Annotated in this window: 16 protein-coding genes; 1 reads left to right on the top strand and 15 read right to left on the bottom strand. The window is 52.3% G+C overall.

Translation table 11 applies throughout. The features are described from left to right. Positions 1–16 precede the first annotated feature (16 nt). The 10 genes from floA to MKY48_RS09625 form a co-directional block, all read right to left on the bottom strand. Positions 17–1,024, bottom strand: a complete 1,008-nt coding sequence (gene floA / locus MKY48_RS09670; RefSeq protein ID WP_339271915.1) for a flotillin-like protein FloA — start codon at positions 1,022–1,024, stop codon at positions 17–19. 94 nt (positions 1,025–1,118) lie between these two features. Beyond that, positions 1,119–2,423 (bottom strand): nodulation protein NfeD, encoded by a 1,305-nt coding sequence (locus MKY48_RS09665; RefSeq protein ID WP_339293486.1) that lies wholly within the window; start codon positions 2,421–2,423, stop codon positions 1,119–1,121. A 315-nt stretch (positions 2,424–2,738) separates the two neighbouring features. Beyond that, entirely contained in the window at positions 2,739–3,179 is a 441-nt protein-coding gene (locus tag MKY48_RS09660) for a GatB/YqeY domain-containing protein (RefSeq protein ID WP_053489149.1), read from the bottom strand. A gap of 16 nt (positions 3,180–3,195) precedes the next feature. Then, positions 3,196–3,369 carry a 30S ribosomal protein S21 gene (rpsU, locus tag MKY48_RS09655; RefSeq protein WP_005547957.1) on the bottom strand — a complete coding sequence of 58 codons (174 nt, stop codon included), beginning with the start codon at positions 3,367–3,369 and terminating at the stop codon, positions 3,196–3,198. Between the two features lie 185 nt (positions 3,370–3,554). After that, positions 3,555–3,914, bottom strand: coding sequence for a histidine triad nucleotide-binding protein (locus MKY48_RS09650; protein ID WP_071222932.1), 360 nt, complete (start codon positions 3,912–3,914; stop codon positions 3,555–3,557). 283 nt (positions 3,915–4,197) lie between these two features. Then, positions 4,198–7,650 carry an AAA family ATPase gene (locus MKY48_RS09645; protein ID WP_339292832.1) on the bottom strand — a complete coding sequence of 1,151 codons (3,453 nt, stop codon included), beginning with the start codon at positions 7,648–7,650 and terminating at the stop codon, positions 4,198–4,200. 1 nt (position 7,651) lies between these two features. Further along, the gene (locus MKY48_RS09640) at positions 7,652–8,830 is read right to left on the bottom strand and encodes an exonuclease SbcCD subunit D (RefSeq protein ID WP_076320583.1); all 1,179 of its coding nucleotides are present in this window, start codon (positions 8,828–8,830) and stop codon (positions 7,652–7,654) included. A 51-nt stretch (positions 8,831–8,881) separates the two neighbouring features. After that, positions 8,882–12,997, bottom strand: a complete 4,116-nt coding sequence (gene addA / locus MKY48_RS09635) for a helicase-exonuclease AddAB subunit AddA (protein WP_339293485.1) — start codon at positions 12,995–12,997, stop codon at positions 8,882–8,884. A 5-nt stretch (positions 12,998–13,002) separates the two neighbouring features. Then, positions 13,003–16,533 carry a helicase-exonuclease AddAB subunit AddB gene (addB, locus tag MKY48_RS09630; protein WP_339292831.1) on the bottom strand — a complete coding sequence of 1,177 codons (3,531 nt, stop codon included), beginning with the start codon at positions 16,531–16,533 and terminating at the stop codon, positions 13,003–13,005. 531 nt (positions 16,534–17,064) lie between these two features. Next, positions 17,065–18,438 (bottom strand): class I SAM-dependent rRNA methyltransferase, encoded by a 1,374-nt coding sequence (locus tag MKY48_RS09625; RefSeq protein ID WP_339292830.1) that lies wholly within the window; start codon positions 18,436–18,438, stop codon positions 17,065–17,067. Positions 18,439–18,719: 281 nt separating this feature from the next. Here MKY48_RS09625 and MKY48_RS09620 point away from each other — a divergent pair, with 281 nt between their 5' ends. Then, positions 18,720–19,691: a Na/Pi symporter gene (locus MKY48_RS09620; protein WP_339292829.1), complete on the top strand. Its 972-nt coding sequence runs from the start codon at positions 18,720–18,722 to the stop codon at positions 19,689–19,691. Here the strand turns inward: MKY48_RS09620 and MKY48_RS09615 are convergent. The 5 genes from MKY48_RS09615 to prmA all read right to left on the bottom strand — a co-directional run bounded on the left by MKY48_RS09615 (position 19,688) and on the right by prmA (position 24,090). After that, entirely contained in the window at positions 19,688–20,143 is a 456-nt protein-coding gene (locus MKY48_RS09615; RefSeq protein WP_339292828.1) for an NUDIX domain-containing protein, read from the bottom strand. The two genes, MKY48_RS09620 and MKY48_RS09615, sit on opposite strands and share 4 nt — an antisense overlap. An 86-nt stretch (positions 20,144–20,229) precedes the next feature. Continuing rightward, positions 20,230–21,573, bottom strand: a complete 1,344-nt coding sequence (mtaB, locus tag MKY48_RS09610) for a tRNA (N(6)-L-threonylcarbamoyladenosine(37)-C(2))-methylthiotransferase MtaB (protein ID WP_076320578.1) — start codon at positions 21,571–21,573, stop codon at positions 20,230–20,232. Positions 21,574–21,575: 2 nt separating this feature from the next. Further along, the gene (locus tag MKY48_RS09605; RefSeq protein ID WP_339292827.1) at positions 21,576–22,346 is read right to left on the bottom strand and encodes a 16S rRNA (uracil(1498)-N(3))-methyltransferase; all 771 of its coding nucleotides are present in this window, start codon (positions 22,344–22,346) and stop codon (positions 21,576–21,578) included. Positions 22,347–22,426: 80 nt separating this feature from the next. Continuing rightward, positions 22,427–23,110, bottom strand: coding sequence for a site-2 protease family protein (locus MKY48_RS09600; protein WP_076320576.1), 684 nt, complete (start codon positions 23,108–23,110; stop codon positions 22,427–22,429). 2 nt (positions 23,111–23,112) lie between these two features. Further along, positions 23,113–24,090: a 50S ribosomal protein L11 methyltransferase gene (prmA, locus tag MKY48_RS09595; RefSeq protein ID WP_076320575.1), complete on the bottom strand. Its 978-nt coding sequence runs from the start codon at positions 24,088–24,090 to the stop codon at positions 23,113–23,115. Positions 24,091–24,384 lie beyond the last annotated feature (294 nt).

Below are 24,384 nucleotides of genomic sequence, written 5' to 3'. Positions count from 1 at the left end.
TAGGCTCACCTCATCGTTACTTGGTTTTGTTGTCACCAGGATTGTCATTATTCTCACCCATCTTACCGAAGGAACCCCTCATTTGGGTGTCGGCTTCGATATTCTTCAGGTTCATATAATCCATCACGCCCAGTTGGCCGCTGCGAAGCGCTTCAGCCATAGCCAGCGGAACTTGGGATTCCGATTCCACAACGCGTGCTCTCATCTCTACGACGCGAGCCTTCATCTCTTGCTCTTGGGCTACCGCCATCGCGCGGCGTTCTTCCGCCTTCGCTTGGGCAATACGCTTGTCGGCTTCCGCCTGTTCGGTCTGCAAGTACGCGCCGATGTTTTTGCCTACATCAACATCCGCGATATCGATCGACAGGATTTCAAATGCTGTTCCTGCATCTAGCCCCTTGGACAGGACCGTTCTTGAGATCAGATCCGGATTTTCAAGGACATCTTTATGCGAATTACTGGAACCCACTGTTGTTACGATACCTTCACCAACACGAGCAATAATTGTCTCTTCGCCAGCGCCCCCGACCAAACGATCAATGTTGGCACGTACGGTTACACGGGCTTTAACTTTGACTTCAATACCGTCTTTGGCTACTGCTGCTACAACCGGCGTTTCGATAACGCGAGGGTTAACACTCATTTGCACCGCCTGCAGAACATCCCGTCCGGCAAGGTCAATCGCCGCAGCTCTTTCAAACTCGAGCGGAATATTTGCACGTTGGGCTGCAATCAAGGCGTTGACCACCCGGTCTACGTTACCGCCTGCGAGATAGTGACTCTCCAACTGATTGATGTTAAGGCCAAGTCCTGCCTTGGTTGCCTTAATGAGCGGATTCACAATCCGGCTCGGGGTTACGCGCCGCAGGCGCATGGCCACCAATGTAATAATCCCGATGCGCACGCCGGAAGCGAGCGCCGAAATCCAAAGCATTAACGGGAAGAAACTGAAAAACACGCTAAGCACGATAATCGCGACAACACCGATTAGAAGAATCGGTACCAATGAACCATCCAATTCCATATTCGTTTACCCTCCATTATTGAATATTGGCTTCATAAACTTAGAACGTTTAAAACACTAGCCCTTTTAATACTACACAATTACGCGGCGAGGTTCACCCTTTTTCTTCCTCTACCACAATTCTGGTGCCGTCCGTCTTGATGACGCGGACCGGGCGGCCGGAATCGATGAATCCTCCAAGGGTAACCACATCAAGTCGTCGTCCCTCCAGCTCCATCGTTCCAGCCGGCCGAAGCGGCGTAATCGAAGTTCCGACCAGACCGATAAGTACATCCCGGTCTTCATTCGGAATATACCCCTGCTCTTTGGATAAGCTGTCATTGAGTATGAACTTCCGCCATATTCCCCGTTCCTTAAATACGAGAGCAACCACGATGATAGCCACCAAAGCACATGCCGCTGCAATACCTAGGGACAGGGCAACATGTGACGTACTGTAGGCCGCCATTACGACGCCGGCAATCAAGCTGGCTGATCCAATGATGCCCAATATCCCGAAGCTTGGTACAAACAGCTCCATCACCAGCATCACGATACCGATCACAAACAGCAGCCAGGTCTCCCAACCGGCAAATCCAGCGACCTGATTACCAAAGAAATACAGTATGAATGCAACCACACCAAGAATTCCCGGCACGCCAAAGCCCGGAACAATGACTTCGATAATAACACCTGCGATACCAATGAAGAGCAGCAGCGTCATCACGCCAGGGTGCGTAAGAAAAGTAGCCAGCTTCTCTGAGAAGGTTGGCTCCATCCGAAACACATCCTCCGTGGAATAATCCATCCACGCAATGACTTCCTCTGTGCTGGTTGCTATCGTATCCGCATAACCTGTCTTGAGCGCTTCATCATGCGTCAACGATATAATCTCGCCTGGCTGCTTGGTCAAACCAATTTCAGGTATGTCTACCTTTAGATTGAGATCAGCCATTCCCTTAGCAATCTCCGGATTTCGACCTGAAGCTTCTGCAGCACTTGCCATGCTCGTTTTCCACCAGGAAACCATCTTGGCATCCTCAATCGGATTTCCTCTGGCATCCACCATATAAGCCGCGCCAATCATACTCCCCTTAGACATGGCAATCTTGTCTGCATTAAGCGCGATGTAACTGCCTGCCGATGCGGCGTCACCCGTAATGTAAGCCACAATCGGAATATCGCTGTCCTTCATCAAGGATGCAATTTTACCGGCTTGGTCCACCAGGCCTCCCGGCGTATCGATTTCCAGGACGATTAATCCTGCCCCCATCTTCTCGGCTTCCTTAAATCCACGCTCCATAAAGCTAGTTAGACCACGCTCAATTTGCTGCTTGACCGGAATAACATACACCGACCCGATGTTCGCAGCCACCGCGGATTTCAGCGGACCTACATACATTCCGATGGATATCAGCATCATAACAACAGCTGCCGTGAATGTCAGTAATTTGCGGATCGAAAACGGTTTGCTCAATCTGTTCCCCTCCTTTTCGACGTATTAAGCCATCTGAACCATTACTTCGACAAATAGGGTTCAGCGGCCTGCCTGTTGCATAAGCATATGTATCTACTTGCACTCATATGGTAGTTATTACGAATCAGAAACGATTTCGTTTCAAAAAGTATTCCCATTCTTAAAAAAACCATCGCGAAGAGGCGGTCCTCGAAAGCATACCCACAAAAAAAAGAAAAAACACCCCTTGAGAAAACAAGGGGTGTTTCACTTATGTTGTTACAGAAATTGTTGAACAACTTGATTGACAAGCTTCCCATCTGCACGCCCTTTAACTTTCGGCATGAGAGCGCTCATTACTTTACCCATCTCGGCTTTTGAAGAAGCACCGGTTTCCTGGATGGTCTGCTGTACAATGACTTTAATTTCTTCTTCAGTAAGCTGTTCCGGGAGGTAGGCGCTAAGGAGCTCAATTTCTGCTTTTGCATCGGCGGCAAGATCGTCGCGTCCCGCTTTTTCAAATTCTTGGAGGGCATCTTTGCGCTGTTTGATTTCACGACTAAAAATATCAAGCACTTCGTTGTCATCCAAACTTCGTTTCAAATCTATTTCAAGATTTTTTATCGTCGAACGAACCATTCGAATCGTTGAGAGTTTGAACTTGTCCTTACTCCTCATCGCTTGCTTCATATCTTCGTTCAATCGTTCGCTAAGATTCATGCTAGTTCAGATCCTCCTAAAACTTTCTCTTACGAGCAGCCTCGGACTTTTTCTTGCGCTTTACGCTTGGCTTTTCATAATGCTTGCGTTTCTTCACTTCAGCCAATACGCCATCTTTAGCAATGGAACGCTTGAAGCGACGAAGTGCAGCATCAATTGTCTCGTTTTTGCGAACTTTAGTTTCAGACACCAGTTTTCCCTCCCTCCGACCAGACCGTCCAAGAGCATTAACACGGTTCATCAAACTTCATTATAGGGCAAACGGAAATAGGGTGTCAACCTTAGACATCTATTTTACGATAGTGGCAAGAATTAGAACAACCCCGCTGCGTCACTCCCGCTGCGAGGCTGGTCTATTTCTTCAATGGCCTGATGTTATGTATGAGCGGGTGAAATGCCTGTTAAAGCGCCCAAACGGCGACCGCCCATCAGATGATAGTGCACATGAAACACCGATTGTTCCCCATCGGGTCCGCAGTTGTTAATTAATCGATAACCACTCTCTGCAATGCCCAGCTTCGCCGCTGCTTCTTTAGCTGCTTTGTGCATCTCGCCAATCAGCAGCAAATCTTCATCCTGAATATCATTCATGGATGCGATATGCTTCTTGGGAATGATCAGGACATGAACCGGTGCCTCCGGGTTAATGTTTTGAAAAACAAGCACCTTATCATTCTCGAGTACCTTCGTGGAAGGAAGCTCACCCTCTACGATTTTACAAAAAAGACAATCCATTACGGTTACCCCTTTCCTACGTTTACATACTTTTATCATATAAGAAATTAGGCAGTGCGTCCAATAGATGACAATTAAGGCATACTCACAAAAAAAAGAGAAGCACCCCTGGAACGCAGCTGTCCAGTAAGGAGGCGCTTGATCATGAGAGCAAGGAAAAAGATAGGAATCTCTCATGATCAAGCGCCTGCCCGGTGCTTCTTACATATGTCGGCTTATCTGTACTATAACAGTGCCATGTTGCTGTTTCCGTGATCTAGATCACATCATCCATGTTTCGCTATTACATCGATTCGATTGCAAGCTGCGATCCAGCTCCCGCTTGCTCCGCCGGCCGTACGACCAGCTTGCGCGGCAGACGCGCCCGAAGCTCGGGCACATGACTGATAATGCCAACGGTCAGCTTATCCGTATGGAGACGCTCAAGCGCGGTAATGACCGTCTCCAGCAGCTCCGGATCCAGCGTGCCGAACCCTTCGTCGAGGAAAAAGAACTGCAGTGGATATTGCCCGCGCAGTTGAATTTGTGCCGAGAGTGCCAAAGCCAAGGCCAATGAGGTCAGGAATGTCTCGCCGCCGGATAGTGTGGATACCGGACGCCGGACGCCGCCGTTGGCATCGTCCCGAATGACGAATCCCCCCCCGGAGTCCACCTCAAGTGAGTAGCGCTGCTTGGTCAAATAGCGAAGGCGCTGGGAAGCCGACTGACTCACCTGCATCAGCTGCTCCTCCGCAATGTATTCCACAAACGCGTTTCCGCGCAAGCAGGACTGCAATTTGGACAAGCGCTCGCTCTCTCGTTGAAGGCTAAGACGCTGCTCTTCCAATTCCATAAAACGGATGTGACGTTTGTTCAGGTCTTCCAAGTCCCGCTCAGCTCGAGCTCTCGCTTGAAGGGCCTCCTCATCGGCTGTACGGGCCGCCTGAAGCTCGCCTGAGCACCGTTCCCACTCTTCTTCATGAAAAGGGCTTATGCCTAGCTTCTGTTCGACGTCGCGAAGTCTCAGCGTCCATTCCCGCTGTCCTTCCCGATGGGCTTTCACTAATTGTGCACATCGTTCAATTTCTTCCGGGGTTAAACAGGCTTCCATGACGGCATGCTCCGTAGCGAACGGTGAGCCTGCCAGCTGGTTCTCCCAGGCAAGCTTGGCAGCTTGATGCTGCTCCTGCGCGGCTCCCTCAGCCTGTTCTGCAAGAGCCGCTTCCTTGGCTGCATGCTGAGCCTTCTCCTCTGCCTTCCTGCACTCGCTTCTGGCTTGTTCAGCGGATTCATTCAGCATCGTCATTCTGGTCCGGCATTCGCCCAGCAGCTCCTCAGCCGACCGGTCGCCGATCCATGCCTGAAGACGCTCTTCTTTATCCTTCAGCCCCTCCATCTTACCTTCACGCTGCGCATCCCATTGAATCAGCTGCTTCTCCAGCTCACGAAGCTGCTGCTCCAAGTGAAGGACGGCCTGCTTCTTCTCCTCGATAAATGGAACGCTGCGCTCCAGCCCTTCCTTGATCGACTCGGATTCCGCATCCTTCTCTTGCATGAGCTTAAAACGGCCGGCCGCCTCTTCCAGAGAGAAATCCGGCTTGACTTCCTGCCAGGAATTCAGAATGCCCTCAGCTTCTGCTTCCAGTCCTGCAAGCTGATCCCGCAGCTGGTTCCATGTCATTTGACCATTCTCAAGCGCGGCGCTCTGTTTCATAAGCTCCTGCTGGCGTGTGGAGAGACTCTGCTGTACCTTGGAGGCTTCCGTACGGCATGGTCCGATGGCAGCAGCCTGAGTTTCGGCTGCTTTTAGGAGCCATGCTGTATCCGAAGCAAGCCTTTCCACATCGTACAGTTTATCAGCGGTAGGTATGGCTGACACTGCCGCCTCCATCCATCCGCGTTCCTGCTCTTGCCCGTCGCGTTTGACGGCAAGCAGCTCGTCATCTGCGTACGACTCAATCTGCGAGCGCGTCTGTCTAGCCAGCGCTTCCGCTTCGTTAAGCTGCCCCCGCAGGGTTAATCTAGCCTCCTGGATCTGATGCGTGATCTGCGTCAGCCGATCCATGCCCTCATCAAGATTATCTTCAGGCTGCCCTGATGAGGCAGCAGGGCGCGGATGATGTTCGCTCCCGCAAACCGGACAAGGCGCTCCTGCCTGAAGCTCGGCGGCCAGCGAAAGGGACAGGGCATGAAGCTGTTTGTCGCGAAGCGATTGGCTCATCGCCTGGTTTACCTGAGCTGCCGCGGCTGCCATCCGATCGGCAAACGATGAGGCCTCGGCTGCATCACGCTGCAAGCTGTCAACTTGCACGGAGAGCTGTATGTAGTGCTGCTGCAATTCTTGCTCCTGCTTCTGCAGGGCAATAAACCTTGCCTTTTGCTCCTTCAGCTTGCTCTCCTGTGTCTTTAAATCGAGCTCAGCCTTCTGCTTGAGTCTGCCGGCTGACTCGAGGGCTTGAACCTTCTGCATCGCCATATGAAGCGCCTGCCGCTCACCAGAGCGGGTCTCAAGCCCTTTCAGCTTGGCTTGAAGCTCCTCCTGCCGCTTTCGCCCTCGTTCAAGCAGCTCCTGCTCCTTCTGCAGTTGGGCAGTTCCCCCTTCAAGCTCTTTGCGTGCATCCACTCGCTGTGCATCCAGCCTAATCAGTTCTTCCCGTAATCCATCACGTTCCCGCTGCAATATAACAGCTTGCTCCAGCTGCTGCTCCCGAAGCACCAGCTTCGGCTCCTCGGCCCGAAGGGCTGCCTGGGCAGCTTCATCCGCCTTTACGGCCTGTTCCGCCGCCTTCTGAGCGGATGCAGCCTGGGCGGTGAGTCCTTCGGCAATCTGCCGCCGCTGCTCCCAGACCTTGCCGGATTCCCGCCATGCCTCAAGTGCAGGGAGAACAGCGGCTGCCGCCCCTGTCAGCTCAAGCTTTCGTTCCAGCTCCTTCATCTCTTCCTCATGAAGGGCAAGCTCGTCCAGTTTCCCCTGAAGCCGCCGTTTTTCCATATCCAACTCACGGATTTTACCCATGGCTTCATGGGCTTCGATGGCAACCTGGAGATGATTCCGGCATGACACCGCGTGTTTCTTGGCATCTTCCAGCCTCGTAGTCGCTTCCGCCAAAGCTTCTTTGCCTGCACTGCCCAGCCCTTGCTGTTCAGCTTCGACGGATTTCAGCGAACCCTCTGTATCCTTAACGCGGCGGCTGAGCTTGATCGCAAGCTGGTCTCCGTATCGTTCCAAATGAAACAGCCGCTGAAGCATCTGCCGACGCTCACTCCCCTTCAGGGAGAGGAATTCGGCAAACTTTCCTTGAGGAAGGACAACCGCGCGAGTAAAATCATCCATTTTAAGTCCGATTTTCTCTTCTACGCAGCGGGTGACTTCGGCCAATTTATCCGCCATCACCTGATCCCCATCGGGGGTAACGTGGATAAATCGACTCACCGTATTGCTGATGGAGAGCTCGTTGACCCGTTTGAATCGGCGCTCTACCCGATATCGCTCCAGCCCGGCAGCGGAAGACAACTCAAACGTAAAGGAAACGGTCAAGCTGTCCTCCGAATGGTTCATGATGCCCTGGGTTCCGTTAACTGCGCGCTCCACCTTTCCATACATGGCTAGAGTAATAGCATCCAGCAGCGTGGATTTCCCGCTTCCCGTCGGTCCGAAAATACCGAAGAGTCCGGTTTCGCACAACGTCTCAAAATCAATCTCCTGCGTTTCTCGATAACTCTGCAGTCCGGATAACTTCAACAAGATCGGTTTCATCTTACGGCTTCACCTCCATCCCGTCAGACTCCTCTTCCTCTACAAGCTCCAGAAACAAATCGACCAGATGATCCTCGGGCTCCGCCCCGCCGGTTTGCCGCTGGTAGAACTTTCGGAACAGATCCGGCAGCGGTAGTCGGGACCGTTCGCTCTCCAGCTCCAGCGCCTCCATCTCCGGGTAAACCGGACGGATGTGAACAATGCCGTCCCTGCTCTTTCGAAGTCGCTGAATGTCGGCAAGCCCCATGGCCTCCGTTAGGGATACCTCCAGATCTATGAAAGCTTCGGGATCACGCCCCTCATCAAGCCATCGATACACCTCTTCCAAGCCGCCTTTGGCCTTCCAGCGAACAAGCGGGCGACCGCTGCTGAGAAACAGCTCTTCGATCACGGGTGCTCCTCCTGGCGATACGTCAACCAGGGTCACCGACTTGGCCTGTCCCGCTTCCGAGAAGCTGTAGGCCAGCGGTGAACCGCTGTAGCGGATGATTCCCTCCCCTTTTACTGCCTGAGAACGATGCAGGTGACCAAGCGCCGTATAAGATGCGCCTACAGAGAGTGCCAACGGATCAACCGTGTACGCTCCACCGACCTGAATCGGCCGCTCGGAATCGCTCTCGACGCCGCCAAGTACATAAATATGGCTCATGGCCAGATTGACCGTCTGCGGAGAAAATTCCCTTGCCATCTTCCTCATCAGTTGTCCGACTCTCTCGCTATAGGCACGCCGGAGCTGATCCTCATCTCCATCGATCGATAGCAGCTCATTGAGCCTGGCCTCAGACGGATAAGGCAGTGCTGCAATCTTGGCCGTTTCTCCGGTACGTGCCGCTGCAACAGTGATCGCATCGGCGACGGGAGTCCCAATCAGCGTTATGCCCCTGGTTGCAACAAGCGGCGTGACCGATGCAACCCGTTCCGGCTGATCATGGTTGCCTGCAATGACCACCATAGGACGGCCCCCCTCCGTAAGTCTGGCGGCCGCATCATAAAACAACTGCTCTGCAGCCGCAGGCGGATTTACGGAATCATAAACATCCCCCGCCATGAGGATCAGATCGGCCTGCTCTTCATCTGCCAGCTTAACCAGTTCATCCAGAAAGCGCTCCTGCTCTGCAAGCCTGCTCCGGCCTTCAAGTGCGCGCCCCAGATGCCAGTCTCCGGTATGCAAAATACGCATCGCTAATCTCCTCTCCCGCTTCAAACTTCCCAATCTAACAAATCGAAATGACTATAGTTGAACGGCATGTCCCCCATCAAAAAAGTACAGCCATTTTTCATGAACGGGCTCGCCTAAAATATCTTCCAAGGCCTTTGCATATAGATCAAGCTGAAAGCGATACTGCTCTGCTAAGGCCGAAACGCCGCCGCGATGCTCCAGCACCCGGTCCGTTTTATAATCCAGCAGCACAAGTCTACCGCCCTGCCTGAACAGGCAGTCCACAACCCCTTGGATCAGCACGGTTTCGTCCTGAAGGAGCTGCACATCCGGCACTGCTTCGGCCGCTTGTTCCGAGATTTGGTCCATGAAAGCGAGTCCTTGATATGCTTCAGCTGCGGGGAGTGCATATGAAAACGGCATCTCGCGCCAGACATCCTCTGCAGTCAGCAGCTGCTTCCCTACCTCGCAAGCAAACAGGCCGCTGATCTCCGTCGCTTCCACCGCGGCTGCCTGCTCACCGGTTATGATTTCTTTTTCCACAAGGTAGCGGATCGTGTCTTCGATTTCCGGCGTCGGTTCCGCGGCTCCCTCCAATCGTTGAAGAGGCACATGCTGCATGATCGTATGATACACGGTTCCCCGTTCCGCAGGTGTCAGCTTCGTTGACTCCATAAATTTCGGCCGTCGCAAGCTTAGTGTGAAAGATGCACCTGCCCCGATATTTTCCTTGCTCTGCCGTTTTACGGCCTGCTCCTCCAGTAGATCCAGGGAGGGGCTGTCCTGCAAGGCAAGCAGCTTCTTCATCTCCGTTACGGACGTTTTGGCGGAAATTTGGCTGACCATTTCATAACGATATTTCCAAGACAAGCGCTCATAGATGCTTGCACGTTGATCATCCGTACCCATATCTTCCGCTTCGGCTATACTATCCATCGGAACAACCGGCTCGAGCTTGCGCAGGGCATTCAGCTTATTCATCCGGTCATCGTTATCCGCCTGCACGTCATCCTTAATACCGATCATGCCCTGCGCCAAGGATTCCGGCGTCTCGATCGAAAATATCCATTGCGATCGATCTTCTCTAAACACGCGTGAGTTCGTCTCCTCGGATAAGCCCGCCTTCTCGCGGAGCAGACCTGCGGATGGATGGCGTATCACAGCCGGGCCGATCCAATCCAAGTAACTCCGGCCCCGGGCAAGGACGTAATCCGGCAGAAGAAGCTCCGGGTTAAAATCGGCTTGTGCCCACGCAGCCACCTTCTTCGGCAAATCCTTCACCGTGCCGACCAGAATCATCTTCTCTTTAGGCCGCGTAAGGGCAACGTAGAGCACACGCATCTCCTCAGCTAACAGCTCCAGCTGCGACCTGCGCCGGATCGCCAGGTTAGGCAGCGTGGGATAGCTGACGCGCATGCCTTCATCCACAAACTTCGGTCCAAAGCCAAGCTCCTTATGCATAAGGAAAGGGGAATTCAAATCCTGCTGGTTAAAATTTTTGGACAATCCCGCTACAAAAACAACCGGGAATTCCAGCCCCTTGCTCTTGTGAATGGTCATCAACCGTACCGCATTGCCCTGGCTTTCCGTACCGCCGGCAGTGCCGAGATCCCCGCCACGCTCCCGGAGCCGGGAGATAAAGGTCAGGAAACGGAAGAGACCTCTGGAGGCTGTATCCTGTTCATACTGCACGGCCCGGTCATACAAGGCGGTCAGATTGCCCTGACGCTGCTTGCCGCCAGGTAGACCGCCAACCCAATCCAAGTAGCCGGTTTCACTGAAAATTCCCCAGATCAGATCACTCAAACTTCCTTGGCGCGCTTCCTGCCGCCAGCGCTGAAGCCGATCCATAAACAATCCAAGTTTTGAGCTAAGCTCCGGAGATATTTCGATATTCTGACCTTTAGCTGATAACGGAGCATCCGAAAGAAGGCTGCCTGCCACGAACTCATGACCTGCTGCTGCTTCGGCTAAACCTTCCAGTTCTACACCCGGCGTCCATTTGCCATCCACGAAGCCCACAGGGCGGGCCAAATCCATGACCGGCGGGACGACACTTAACGCGACTGCTGCCTTAAGCGCATCGTAGTAAGTCCCTTTGGCACACAGACGCACCTGTGCCATCTCTTCCTCGGATAATCCGAGTATCGGCGAGCGCAATACGGAAGCCAGGGGAATATCCTGACGGGGATTATCAATCACCTGCAGCAGCGATAAAATGATCTCCACTTCCGTCGCCTGAAAGTACCCTTTGTTCTGCTCGCCGAACGCCGGAATCCCTTCCTGCCGCAGTTCCTCTATAATTAACGGTGCCCATACCATGGCTGAGCGAAGCAAAATAACCATGTCCCCATACTCCGCGGGCCGCATCGATTTCAGTCCTTTATCGTACACCATGAGCGGCTTCCCGTTTTCGCCTGTCATCTCACGAATTCTGCGGGCAATGGCGCGAGCCTCCAGTTGGGCGGTTTCCATCTCAAGCGCCTCAACCTCAAGATGAACCCCGTCCTCTTCGGAAGATGATTCTTCGGACTGCTCCTCCGTCCCTTTTCCAAGACGGTCGATCAGGAGCAATTCAGGCGTGTAAGGGTTCGTACCGCCCTGAACCTCCTGCTCCGGAAAGGATGCGCCGCATACAAGCTCCGCTCGAGCATCATAGGCAATCTCGGCTACGGATTCATTCATGATCTGCCGGAACAACAAATTGACGGCATCCACCACTTCCATCCGGCTGCGGAAATTACGGGCCAGATCAATCCGGATGCCGGCTTGGGTCGTGCTTGCGTCGGAAGAAAACGTCTTATATTTATCGAGAAACAATCCCGGCTCCGCCAAGCGGAACCGATAAATACTCTGCTTCACGTCACCGACCATAAACCGGTTCCCCGGCATTTCCCTGGAGATCAATCGTACAATGTCTTCCTGTACGCTGTTCGTATCCTGATATTCGTCGAGCAGCACTTCATCAAACTGCTCGCGGTATTCCATCGCCGCATCGGAAGGCATCATATGCCCCGGGACGGAATCAGGGTGACGAAGAATATGAAGGCAGTAATGTTCAAGGTCGTTAAAGTCGACCATGCCTTTGGCGGCTTTGGCCTCACGATATCGCTCGCCAAAAGCGATAACCGTCTCGGCCAGCTCCATCATCAGCGGCGCTGCCGTGTGAAGTTCCTGCAAAAATTCCGATGCCGGACGGCCAAACAATGCACTTTTCAGCTCATTGACGATTTTCTTCACGTTGTCGCGCAGTTCCTTAACCTGTTCCTGAAGCTCCGGCAGCACCTCATCCTTCCGAACGGATTTGAGCTTGCCGAAAGACGCCTCGCGAAAAATGCCGTACAACGATTCCCACGGCGAACTATCGATGGCCTCAAGCAGGGAGGCGACCAATCGCAAGTCCTCATCGAGATTGTCCACATACGGTGCAGGCCCTCCCGGCTGCATGGCGATCGCCCTGGCTTGCTGCAGCAAGCCAGCCGCTCCGTTCAGAGCCAGACGGGCATCAGCCAAAATGCTTTGAACCCATGGCGTTTGTCCGAGAGCCTCCGTATCTTGTACCTGGAAGCCGGCAGCCGTTTCCCTTAGCCAGTGTGCCGGCCAGGAATGGCTGCGGGAGAAATCATAGAGGCGCTGAACGAGACGGTACAGCGCGTCGTCCGTTCGCTCGCCACTGAACCAGTCCGCCAAATGAAGAAACCGACTTTCCTGGTCGCCCTCGGCCTCGCCGTATTTCTCTTCAAACAGCTCCTCCAGCATATCCTGCCGCATTAAATCCGCCTCATGTTCATTCAGAATGCGGAATCCCGGATCCAGCGGTATTAACTGATAATATCGCCGAATGACTTCCATGCAAAAGGAGTGCAGCGTTGTAATTGACGCCCTACCAAGCAAAGCAAGCTGACGCCGGATATGCTCATTGTCCGGTTCCCGGTCCAGCTCACGGTCAAGCGCTTCCCGAATCCGTCCCCGCATTTCGGCAGCCGCAGCCTTGGTAAACGTAGCTACTAGAAGCCGGTCTACGCTGAACCCCGCGGAATCGTCGAGGATTTTGCGAATGATCCGTTCAACCAGCACGGCGGTCTTCCCTGAACCTGCTGCAGCTGCAACCAGCATATCATCGCCCGACAGCGCGATGGCTTTCCACTGGTCGTCACTCCACATGCTGCCCTCGGGTTTTGCTATCATCTCTCTCACCGGCTCTCTCCTCCCTTCGGATGTCCAAGCATATCCCAAACCTGATCTTTACCCGGTTTACCCAGCAGCTGATATTCGCTGCCCTCAATTGCGTCGTCGAACTGGCATACAGGCCGGAAGGAACAGTACGTGCAGGCGGTCTCCTGCTGAATCCGGTACGGCACAATCGCGACATCGCCCCCCGTAATTCTGGAGCCGATATTCAGCATATTCTCCCGCACGGCGGACAACAAGGTCTCCCACTGGTCAGGTGTTGCCACGGCTGCGCTGCTGTAGAAGCTTCCGTCCGTTTTGACGGCGACAGGCAGAATAGCCGAGTGTCCTTTTTCAAGGAAAGAATCCATGAGGGAAACCGCTTCGCGGTCTGCCAGCAGCAAGCCCTTCATTTTGTAACGTTTGAGCAGCTCCTCTGCCGCCTGCTCCGGCGTCATGCCGTTTGCAGATTGCAGAACTGGATCATGAACGTGGAAATACAAGGTTCCCGCAGGCAAAGCCTGTTCACCGAGCCAGTCCTCCGCAAACGTCAGCAACACGTCCAGATAGGTCAGCATCTGCAGGGATAATCCGTAATAGACCTCATGCAATCGCAGATCCTTCTGGCTGGATTTATAATCGATGACCCGAAGCATGATCCCCTGCTCTCCGCGTGCCATGTCGACCCGGTCAATGCGCCCGACAATCTCCATCTTGACCCCGTTCGGCAATTCAAACGTCAGGGGTGGCAGCGGCTTCCCTGGACCGAAATCAAGCTCAAGACCGATCGGCTCGAATTTGCCGCGCCTTGCTTGTTCACCCAGAATCACGGATGCTCTGCCCACGATATTTTTCAGCTTGCGCGAAATATATCCATATCGCTTGGAGCTAAGCAGGATTTCACCCTGCAGCATGGGAGCAAGCCGATCGACGGTCGCTTCCGCCTCGCGCAAGCATTCCTCCGCGGTCAGGTCTCCCCAGCTTCGATGCTGGGATTGAAACTTCATGGCCATGCTGCTCAAGGCAGCATGAAATAGCTGTCCGATGTCAGGAGCCTGAAGACGGTACAGCTGCCGTTCTCTCAGCTTCAATCCATGGGAGGCAAAATGGGAAAACGGGCACGCAACAAAGCGCTCCATCCGAGATACGCTTGTCCGCAGCTTCGTTCCGTACAACTGCCTGCTCGTTTCCTGCTTAAGTGGCCGGGCTTCATTCCGGTAAGACAAGGACGAGAGCATCGAAGAAAGACGCGACCTTAAATCCGGCCGTTCCGCGTACCAATTGTACACATGCCACCAAATGTTCGGAATCTCCTCTCCATTTCTCCAGTCCCGTAGCCGACCCGTCAAGTAAGCCAACGTCTTATTAGGACGTGACGCATAATGCTCCTGCTCGCAGGCTGATTGCCCGGCATGCGGTCTTGGAAACAAAGGCACCTCTTCCATCTGAAACATCAGCTTCAAATGGCGGATGACCTCGGATGGCAGTAACGTCTTGCCTTCATCATCTGCCGCAGGATAGCTGACCCAAAGCTGCTTGCTGGCCGAAGTCAGAGCATTATAAATCAGGAACCGTTCATCCAGCAGTCTTCGGGATATGCTTGGAGCAAGCTCCAATCCACGGTCTTCGAGCTGAACACGCTCCGGTTCTGTCAGGATCCCATCGTCCTTAAACTGGGCTGGGAGTACACCATCGTTAATGCCGAGCAGAAAAGCATATTTCACCCCGCCCGTCCGTGTCCGATCCATGCTGCCGATCAGCACTTGATCCAGAGATGGAGGCACCAGAGCCATTTTCATCTCCGTAAGTCCCGTGCCCAGCACGCCCGTGAACAATTCGGTGCTGAGCTTCTCCGCACCCATCATCTCCACAATCTGGTCGAGCAGGTCAAGCACAGCCCCCCATACCTGGCGATGCTCCCTCGCTTCCTCAGGACGCCCGGCATCCAGAGCAGCGCGGCTTAACAGCTCCAGCTTTTCGGGAACAGCGGTTTCCTCCAGAAGCCGATAGACTGCAGTGCTCTGATCCATTGCACTCGTTGCCTTTTTCATCCGCTTCTCAAACGCATGCAGCGGCTCCGTAATCACCTTTCTGGCATACTCAATCGCCTGCATACCATCCGGATTGCGCACCTCACTCTCGCCATCCTCTAATGAGAGGCTTGGAATTCCCCTCCACGGGCGGCCATCCGTCCAGCGCGAACCCTGAATTCCGGAAGCCAGCACGTGGTTCTCCAGACGATCCATGTCCTCACGGGTAAGCGAACCGTCCAGCGGCAGCAGCAGATCCGTCTTCACGCAGCGGAATACGTCCTCGTAACGCCAGCGGCGTCCAATGACATCAAGAGCAGATCGAATAAATTCGACCAGCGGATGGTGCAACTCGCTCCGCTTCTGATCAAGAAAATAAGGAACACCGTGTTCCTTGAACAAAGGACCTATCAGGTGCTCATATTCTCCCATATTCCGGACAAACACGGCCATTTCCCGGTATCGTGCTCTTTCTTCCCGGGCGAGACGAACCATTTCACGTAAAGCTCCTTCGATTTCAGCCCGGCGGTGACTGGCAGAATGCAGAAGAAGACCTGTCCTGCTGCCGTCCGGATTGCTTACTGTATTTCCATCTCGGGCAGCTTCCGTCCAACGTTTCTTCCGATCATAACCGCGCTCGAGGTGGGCAAGCAAAGGGGATTCTTGAAACCGTGGAAGAACATCGGGTTGCAGAATACGATGCTCCATATCCAACCCCATCTCATCAGCAATGCCTTTAAGCTTTATGTACGTCACTGCGGTAGGATGAAAGAGATCCAGCTCATGCGGAACATTGCCGTTCGTATAAGGCTTGTCCAGTGTCAACGCAATCGTTACATGGTTGGCATGGGCCATAATTTCCCGGAGCACCCGGTACTCCTGCGGCGTAAAACCATGGAAACCATCGATCCAAATGTCGGCGCGCTTGATATAGTCCGATTGGGTCACGCCCGCTGCTAATGAGGCCAGCGTATCTTCCTCATCCATGTAGAACCGTGAAATCTCAAGCTCAAAATCATGAAAGACCGTTACGATGTCCTCCAGCTTGCGCCGAAGTATCGGTGAATTCCCGGAGCCAGATATCATCTGTCCCAGCTGCTCCTCTACGCAGGATGCGTCAATGCAATAGCGCTTCATTTCCGTATACAACTCGCTCAGCTTACCGACAAAACCATGCTGCTCTCCCGAAGCACCGAACAATTGGAGCTCTTCTTTGCGCCTCCGTAAAATTTTGTACAGCAGCATGCGCTTGCCTTCTTCACTGATCGCCACCTTTGCGGCCCCGCCGCTTTCCTGCATGACGCGGTAAGCCAGTCGACGGAAACTAAGCACTTGCGCGCGCATTATCCCGCGAATGCCTCCCGCATTAACGAGTGCATGCTCTGCTTCATAGGACCCTTGTTCGGGAACGATCAGTATCATCGGATTCCCCCTGGGATCTTGCTCCAATCGCTCGATCATCTCTTGGCGGATCGACGTGCTCTTGCCGCTGCCCGACCTGCCGATAACAAATTGAATGCTCATGCTATGCCCCCTTTACATCGTCTTTCGAAAGGGACTCCTTCACCCTTCAAAATAAGCTGCGCTTCCGGTGAAATCATGCCCTTGAATCTATTAGAGGTTGTTCAAAAAGTCCGCTTTTGATCACGAAGCGAATCAGGAAGCAGCTCGGCATCGAATCTTGAATTCAGCCGGGCCTTCCGGTGCTCACGTACCCAAATCGTACGCTCCGCTCCTGACGTCCCTAGCTTCATCCAACTAAGGCGTTTTGTAAAAACGCACGTCGGAAGCATAAGCTTCGGTGCTGAAAATCGACCTTTTTGAACACGCACTATTCGTCAAATGTATCAAAATTCATATGAAATCCACGTTTTGGTTCGTTGTCTATCAAAAAAGATGTTGATTACTAGTATAGCATAAGTATCGTTTGATGGAACATACGTTTGGATTTCATTCCCATTCCAAAATATTGCGGACATACAAAAAAGGATCCTGCCATCGTGGTTTACCCACCATGGCAAAATCCTTCGCATCAACCGCTATAGCTGTGGCAGTTTACAGCTTTGATTTGCTGCGCACTTCAAACACGGCAAATTTCAAATAATGCCCCTCATCGACCCCGAGAATTTGCGGGTGATCCTTGCCAGCCGCACGCCATTCCACGAGTCTTAGAATTTTGCCGGCATCTTTTGCAGCATCCTGAATCGTCTCCAGGAACAAATCCGGCCGCATATGGTACGAGCAGCTTGCCGTAACCAAATAACCGCCTTCATTCACCAGTTTCATTCCATGAAGGTTGATGTCCTTATATCCCCGGCAAGCTCCCTTGACAGCAGACCTGGTTTTGGCAAACGCCGGCGGGTCCAGAATGACCACATCCCAGGAACGTCCACCTCCCGCGGTCAGCGGTTTGGAGGTATCCACTTTCTGATCCCCTTGCGCACGCTGCTCACGTTCTTCCAAGCCTTTTACCTGGTTGCGCAAATATTGGAAGGCATCGTCCACTACAAACTCCACGCGATCCTGGAATCCGTTCAATTCCACATTCTCTTTGGCGCTTTCGATAGCATGCTCCGATATGTCAAGACAGGTTACTTTCTTGGCCCCATAAAGGCATGCGTGCAGCGTGAAACTGCCCGTATGCGAAAAGCATTCCAGCACCGTAGCACCGTCCCAATAGGGAAACGTGACTTCTTTTCCGCTTTTGTTCACCGGCAAGGACTTCATCTCACCGTCCCGTTCCACAGTCTGAAGCGTGATCCCGCTGCGGTCTCCCCAACCCTTCATTAACGGTTTTATGGATGCCCGGTTCTCGCGCTGATCAAAGAAATATCCCGTCTTCTGACCTTCTTCAATATCCACTTTGATCTTCAAGCCGTTCTCCGTCACCGTCACGTGGCGAGGACACTCCCCGTAGAGAATACCCGTGCGCTGTTCCAGACCTTCCAATTCCCGGATGGATACATCGCTTCGTTCATAGATTCCTTTTGGCTGGACCACCTCGACAAGCGCGTTCACGATATCCTCACGGCAGCGATCCATGCCCAGCGTCAGCAGCTGGATGACCAGTACGTCATCAAACCGGTCCACAATCAGCCCTGGCAGAAAATCCGCCTCGCCATATACCAGCCGGTAGGCGTTCTCATCTCCGATAAACCGTTCCCTGTGTTTCAGGCATTCCTGAAACCTGGCGGCAAAAAAGGTCTTGTCCATCGTCTCAACCGGCTCATACGAAACGGTGCGTACGGTGATTTGAGATTGCGGGTTGTAATAACCGGAAGCGAGAAAACGGCCTTGATGGTTTAATACCGATACGATATCACCCGGCTTGGGTTCACCCTCGACAGAGGCAATCTCGCTTTTATAAACCCAGGGATGCCCCTGCTCCAGTCTCTTTTTTCGACTGCGCTCCAAAATTACCGATGGCACTGTATTTCACTCCTTAAGTTATCCCCTGGCCATTTCAATAGGCATGCATGTCCACCAAGGGTCATATACGTAATTAAGATAAAAGTCTATCGATTCGATGCTGAGTGAGTTCCTGATTCACTTCGTGTTAGATATAGAATTTATTCGTTATCAGCAGAGCTGATGAAATTCTATATCGCACGAAAACCTACCTTTGAATCGCGTCGCTCATCCTTGATTGGCCTCGATTGGTTTTCTTATCAAAAGAGAGCTTTTTGAACAACCTCTAAAAGGAGAACATCATGCTATCCTCACTCTGGTTTCCCATCTGTTATGGTCTTGTCCTGTTCCTGTTCGGCATGAAGGTCATGGAAGTTGCGCTCCAACGCTGGGCCGGTCCGCTGTTGCATAAGTGGCTCCATAAAGCGACATCCACGCCCCTGAAAGGTATGATCGCCAGTACAGCGGTCACGGCCCTGCTGCAAAGCAGTACCGCCGTTACTGTGCTGGCAATAGGTTTCGCCAATGCCGGATTGTTAAGCCTCGCCGGTACTTTGGGCATTATTCTCGGCACGAACATCGGCACAACGGTAACCACCGAGCTCATCAGCCTGCAGATTGGACAAGCCGCCATGCCTCTGCTTGTCCTCTCGCTCATGCTATGGGTCGGGGCCGTAATCGCCAGCGAGCGCGTGCCTCCGAGCTACGACAAGGTAAAAAACAATTTGATCCGCAGTCAGTTTTTATGCCTCGCTGTCGCCGGATTCTCACTGGTGCTGCTTGCTATACAATTCATGCAGTCTATTGGTCCGACTCTGCAAAGCCTCGGTTTATTCCAGTGGTTCTTGGACCACGCTTCTCGGAGCGTCCTCTGGGGTATAGCAGCCGGAACGATATTGACTGCTCTGATGCACAGCAGCGCAGCTGTCATCGCTATGGCTATGGGGCTTGCAGCCAGCGGAGTGCTGCCTCCGGAGATCGGCGTTGCCATCGTTCTGGGCTCCAATGTCGGCACCTGCGCAACAGCACTTATAGCAGCGATTGGCAGTACCCGAGCAGGGCGATTCGTGGCCTGGTCCCATATGGGGCTGAATATCGGCGGTGTTCTGCTCTTTACTCCGTTCATATCAGGCTTAACCACCGTATCCGGATGGTTAGCGGCGGATCCTGCTGGACAAATCGCCCATGCGCAAACCTTATTTAATATCGTATGCTCGCTTATTGCGCTTCCACTATGCTATCTGCCCTTCTGGAACAAGCGGGCACAGACCTAAAGTTTCATATCTTCATCCGCAGGAATGCTAACCTCAAGCAGCATTAGCGCTTTACGCAGGATGATATCATTGTTGTTATATCCGTTGCTGCGCTGCTTCCTCCATGCGGCCAAAGGCTCAAACCAGTCCACGCCGTTGATTTCCTCGATTTGGGGTTTTAAGCTACCTTTTTCTGCTTTAACCAGATAGTAATGGACTTCCTTGTCCACCTGGCCGAATTCGGGATGATGGTATTTATATGCAATAATGTCCACTGGAGAGGTGATGGATCCGACTATACCTGTCTCCTCGCAAATTTCTCGAAGTGCAGTCTGCTCGATGGTTTCACCGGCTTCCATCTTGCCCTTGGGAAGCGAGGTTTTTCCATAACGGTCCAAAATAAGCTGGATCTGAAGCGCCCCTTCATGATGACGGTATACCACGCCGCCTGCGGAAATCTGTGTATATGTCATGTCCTATTCCTCCTTCATGTACAACAAGGATTCCACTTCCGGTAGCCAGGAAATGAAATCCTTGTCTGGTATGGCCGCTATTGGAATTACTGGGCAGCTGCCTTTAGTCCATGATCTATGACGCTGAGGAGTTCGCCCTCGCATTCATTTACACCGGCTTTGGTTACTTTTACGCGGCACAGTTTGCCTTCGAGATCAGGCGATCCGTTGAAAACAAGCTGCAGATAATTATCGCTATAACCCTGCATCTTTCCGCCATTAGGAGCACCCTTGTACTCACGCTCCGGTATCACTTCCAGAATCTGACCTACAAAACGTTCAGCATAAGAAAGCTGCAGCTGCTCCGACAAGTCAATCAAATCATGCACACGTGCATTCTTCACTTCCTCGTCCACCTGATCCTCCATCCGTGCTGCCGGCGTACCGGTACGCTTCGAATACGGGAATACATGCATCTCGGAGAACTGAATTGCCTTCATCAGGTCATAGCCGTTACGGAACATCTCATCGGTTTCGCCAGGAAAGCCAACGATAACGTCCGTCGTAATGCCCACATCGGGCATGGCTTGACGAATCAAGCCCATCTTGTTATAGAACTCTTCGGTTGTATATTTACGGCGCATCCGTTTCAGTACCGTATCATCCCCCGCTTGCAGCGGAATATGAAGGTGGCGGCACATTTTACTGGAGCGGTTCAGCACATCCAGCATCTTCTCATCGATCTGGCTTGCTTCGATGGAGCTGATGCGGATCCGTTCCAAACCGTCTACCCGGTCAAGATCCCACAGCAAATCGGACAATCTGTAATCTTCAAGATCATCTCCGTATCCGCCTGTGTGGATTCCGGTCAGCACGATTTCCTTATAACCCGCTCCAACCAGCTGATGCGCCTGCTTGATGATGCTCTTCGGATCACGGCTGCGTGACAAACCGCGGGACCAAGGGATAATGCAGAACGTACAGAAGTTGTTGCATCCGTCCTGGATTTTTAGAAATGCGCGAGTACGTTCCGCAAAATCCGGAACATCCATTTCCTCAAATACCCGGGTCTTCATAATATTGCGAACTGCATTAATCGGCTGGCGCGTCTTTTCAATATCATGGATGAAATCCATGATTTTATCGCGATCCTGGTTCCCGATCACAAGATCCACACCCGGGATATCCAGAATTTCTGCAGGCGAGGTTTGAGCGTAACAGCCCGTTACAGCCACGATGGCCTCGGGATTGCGGCGAACCGCACGTCTGATCATCTGACGGCTCTTCTTGTCCCCTGTATTGGTAACGTGACAGGTGTTAATCAAATAAACATCTGCGGTTTGTTCGAAGTCCACCTGGTCGTAGCCTTCATTTTTGAAGTATTGCCAGATGGCCTCGGTATCGTAAAAATTGACTTTGCAACCCAACGTATAAAACGCTACGGATGGCATGTTCAAACGCCCCCCATTTCTCCAGATTCATATAGTGTGCAGGCAAGCGCCGTCATGCCGGCAGTCTCGCAGCGAAGGATCCTCTTTCCAAGCCCAACGGATACGGCTCCTGCATCTTCGGCCGCTTGGCATTCCTCTTCCGTAAAACCGCCCTCGGGTCCTACGACCAGCAGCAAGCTGGCCTTCGCTGCCGAATTCGGCAGCGCCTGCTCTACAAAAGGCTTCAGCACGTCCCTCAGCTGGGAGCCATGCTCTTTTTCATAACAAAAATATACGGCATCGTAGCCGGAAAATGCTGCAAGCAGATTTTTCCACGACAGAGGCTGTTCAACAGACGGTATCCGGTTACGATGCGCCTGTTCAGCCGCCTCCTTCGCAATCTTGCGCCAGCGTTCCAGCCGTTTTCCTTCCTTCTTGGCATCGTACTGAACAATCGTTCTGTCCGATAGGAAGGGCACAAAGGACACCGCGCCAATCTCGGTGCACTTTTGGATGACGGTCTCCATCTTATCGCCTTTCGGCAAACTCTGAGCGATGCTCACTTGCAGACGCGGTTCCTGCGTCATCTCCATGGGTTCAATCACAACGGCGATGACACTGGCCGCTTCGATGCTCTCAATCTCCACCATGGCTTCGCGGGATTCCCCATCGCTTACAATCAATTTATCACCAAGTCTGCCTCGCATGACCTTGGTAATATGACGGGCGTCATCGCCCGTAATCTCAACACGGTCTCCCTCGAATTGTGCGGGAGTGACAAAATATCGCTGCATCTTTATCCTCACCTAACTCCAAAATCGCCAAATCCCATCATACAACTTTTCGTGCAAACTGACCAGAGAAATCCGCGCCATTATCCCCCGAACATCTTAATGAACAGATTCAAAAAGTCGATGGATAATGCATGTGCTGCATCATATAATGGCTTAATCGTATATCTCTGAAAGGTTGGCAGCAATATGATCAACAGAAAAATAAGTATCGACCACTGCTCGAACTTCTGAATCCTCGCACTGACGCGCGGAGGAAGCACATTCTCAAGAATCCGGTAGCCGTCAAGCGGTGGTAACGGAATCAGATTAAAGAGGAACAGAAAGAAATTGAGAAGTATGAAGGTATTGAAAAACAAATGTATCGCTTGATCTGTTTTGGTGACGCCAATCGGCTCGATCACACCGAACTGATAGAGTCCCGCATAGATCAGCGTTCCAAGTATACCTAACATAAGATTACTCAGCGGACCAACCGCCGCCACAATGATACTCATTCGGCGGGGGTTGCTAAAGTTCTCGCGATTGATCGGTACCGGCCGTGCCCAGCCGAAACCCGCTATCAGCAAGAGAATAATCCCCAGAAAATCAAAATGCACCGCCGGATTCAGCGTGACCCTTCCCAGCAGCTTGGCCGTTGGGTCTCCGAATTTATTCGCAAAATAGGCATGCGAGAACTCATGCACGGTAAAGGCAATGATTAAAGCAATCAAATAAAATGGAAGTTGTTCCAGCGGATAGAATAACAGTCGATCCAAAAAATCCATAATCAGTTCTTCCTCGCCACGAAGGCAACCCAATCATCCTCGCGGCAGATGTCGGCAATTTCGAAACCGGAGGCAATCAGCGCCTTCTCCACGATCTCTTCTTTGTTCTTGTAAATGCCCGAGGCGATATAAGCGCCTCCCGGCTTGAGAGCCTGGTATACATCGTCGACAAACAACAGGATGACCTCAGCCAAAATGTTAGCCACTACAACTTGTACCGGCAGCGTCACGCCCAGATCCGATTGATCGGACGAATGGGTGAGTACCGAGAGCAGATCGCTTTCCTTCACCGTAATCCGATCTTCCAAGCCGTTAAGACGGGTATTCTCTATTGCACTGGATACGGCAACCGGATCCAGATCGAGAGCCAGTATCCGTGAAGCTCCCAGATGCGCTGCGCCGATGGAAAGAATACCCGAGCCTGTCCCAACATCTATGACTTCCTCTCCGCCCTTGATCACCATCTCCAGTGTGCGCAAGCATAAAGAAGTTGTCGGATGCGTTCCTGTGCCGAATGCCATGCCCGGGTCCAGCTCAATAATCGATTCTTGATCGGATTCCGGCGTGTACTCTTCCCATGTCGGCTTGATCGTTAACCGCTCGGACACGCGGATCGGTTTGAAATACTGCTTCCAGGCCGTTGCCCATTCATTCTCATCAACCGTCTTCATCTCATACCTGACTTCGCCTGTATCAATCCCAAATTCCTTCAGTTCATTCACGCGTGGCGCTATCTCATCACGGATCGCTTCTAAGGTGACCGTCTCATCAAAATAACCTTTAATAACGGCTTGACCTTCAGGAATATCATTAAAAGGAACGATCTCATCAAACCACTGTCCAAGGGATGTGTCCCGCTTCTTGTTCGTCGTACCGGATTCTTCAATCGAAACGCCTCCGGCTCCCGCTTCATGCAGGAAATTCGTAATCATCTCCACGGCTTCCTCCGTGGTATGTATCGTTAATTCATGCCATAACATGTGCTACTGTTCCTCCTCATTCATACATAAATATTATTGTACTATATAGAGGACCCCGGATACAAAGTTTGTACTAAAATACCATGATGACTTTTCTTACAAGTCGATCGAATTCGAAAAACGTTATCAACGTACTCTCTCCAGATGACTGACCACATATGGCAGAAATTTTTGTTGCGAAATAAGAACGATAAGCCTCCAAAGTTTATACTTTCTTATGTCTTCAAAAAAAGCCCTGCTTACCACCTCCGTAACAAGAAAGGTAAGAGGACTCCTTCATCACTTGATAATCAT

Source organism: Paenibacillus sp. FSL W8-0187, from assembly GCF_037969755.1.
Lineage (GTDB): Bacteria > Bacillota > Bacilli > Paenibacillales > Paenibacillaceae > Paenibacillus_AQ.
This window is presented reverse-complemented; position numbering and strand designations above follow the sequence as displayed.

Bases quoted from the DNA above. Each gene is read 5' to 3' on its own strand.
- MKY48_RS09605 (WP_339292827.1), bottom strand. From the start codon at position 22,346: ATGCAGCGATATTTTGTCACTCCCGCACAATTCGAGGGAGACCGTGTT.
- MKY48_RS09600 (WP_076320576.1), bottom strand. From the start codon at position 23,110: ATGGATTTTTTGGATCGACTGTTATTCTATCCGCTGGAACAACTTCCA.
- addA (WP_339293485.1), bottom strand. From the start codon at position 12,997: ATGATAGCAAAACCCGAGGGCAGCATGTGGAGTGACGACCAGTGGAAA.
- MKY48_RS09650 (WP_071222932.1), bottom strand. From the start codon at position 3,914: ATGGATTGTCTTTTTTGTAAAATCGTAGAGGGTGAGCTTCCTTCCACG.
- mtaB (WP_076320578.1), bottom strand. From the start codon at position 21,573: ATGCCATCCGTAGCGTTTTATACGTTGGGTTGCAAAGTCAATTTTTAC.
- MKY48_RS09640 (WP_076320583.1), bottom strand. From the start codon at position 8,830: ATGCGTATTTTGCATACCGGAGACTGGCATCTGGGGCGCGCACTTGAA.
- prmA (WP_076320575.1), bottom strand. From the start codon at position 24,090: ATGTTATGGCATGAATTAACGATACATACCACGGAGGAAGCCGTGGAG.
- MKY48_RS09615 (WP_339292828.1), bottom strand. From the start codon at position 20,143: ATGACATATACACAGATTTCCGCAGGCGGCGTGGTATACCGTCATCAT.
- MKY48_RS09665 (WP_339293486.1), bottom strand. From the start codon at position 2,423: ATGCTGATATCCATCGGAATGTATGTAGGTCCGCTGAAATCCGCGGTG.
- addB (WP_339292831.1), bottom strand. From the start codon at position 16,533: ATGAGCATTCAATTTGTTATCGGCAGGTCGGGCAGCGGCAAGAGCACG.
- MKY48_RS09620 (WP_339292829.1), top strand. From the start codon at position 18,720: ATGCTATCCTCACTCTGGTTTCCCATCTGTTATGGTCTTGTCCTGTTC.
- floA (WP_339271915.1), bottom strand. From the start codon at position 1,024: ATGGAATTGGATGGTTCATTGGTACCGATTCTTCTAATCGGTGTTGTC.
- MKY48_RS09660 (WP_053489149.1), bottom strand. From the start codon at position 3,179: ATGAATCTTAGCGAACGATTGAACGAAGATATGAAGCAAGCGATGAGG.
- MKY48_RS09645 (WP_339292832.1), bottom strand. From the start codon at position 7,650: ATGAAACCGATCTTGTTGAAGTTATCCGGACTGCAGAGTTATCGAGAA.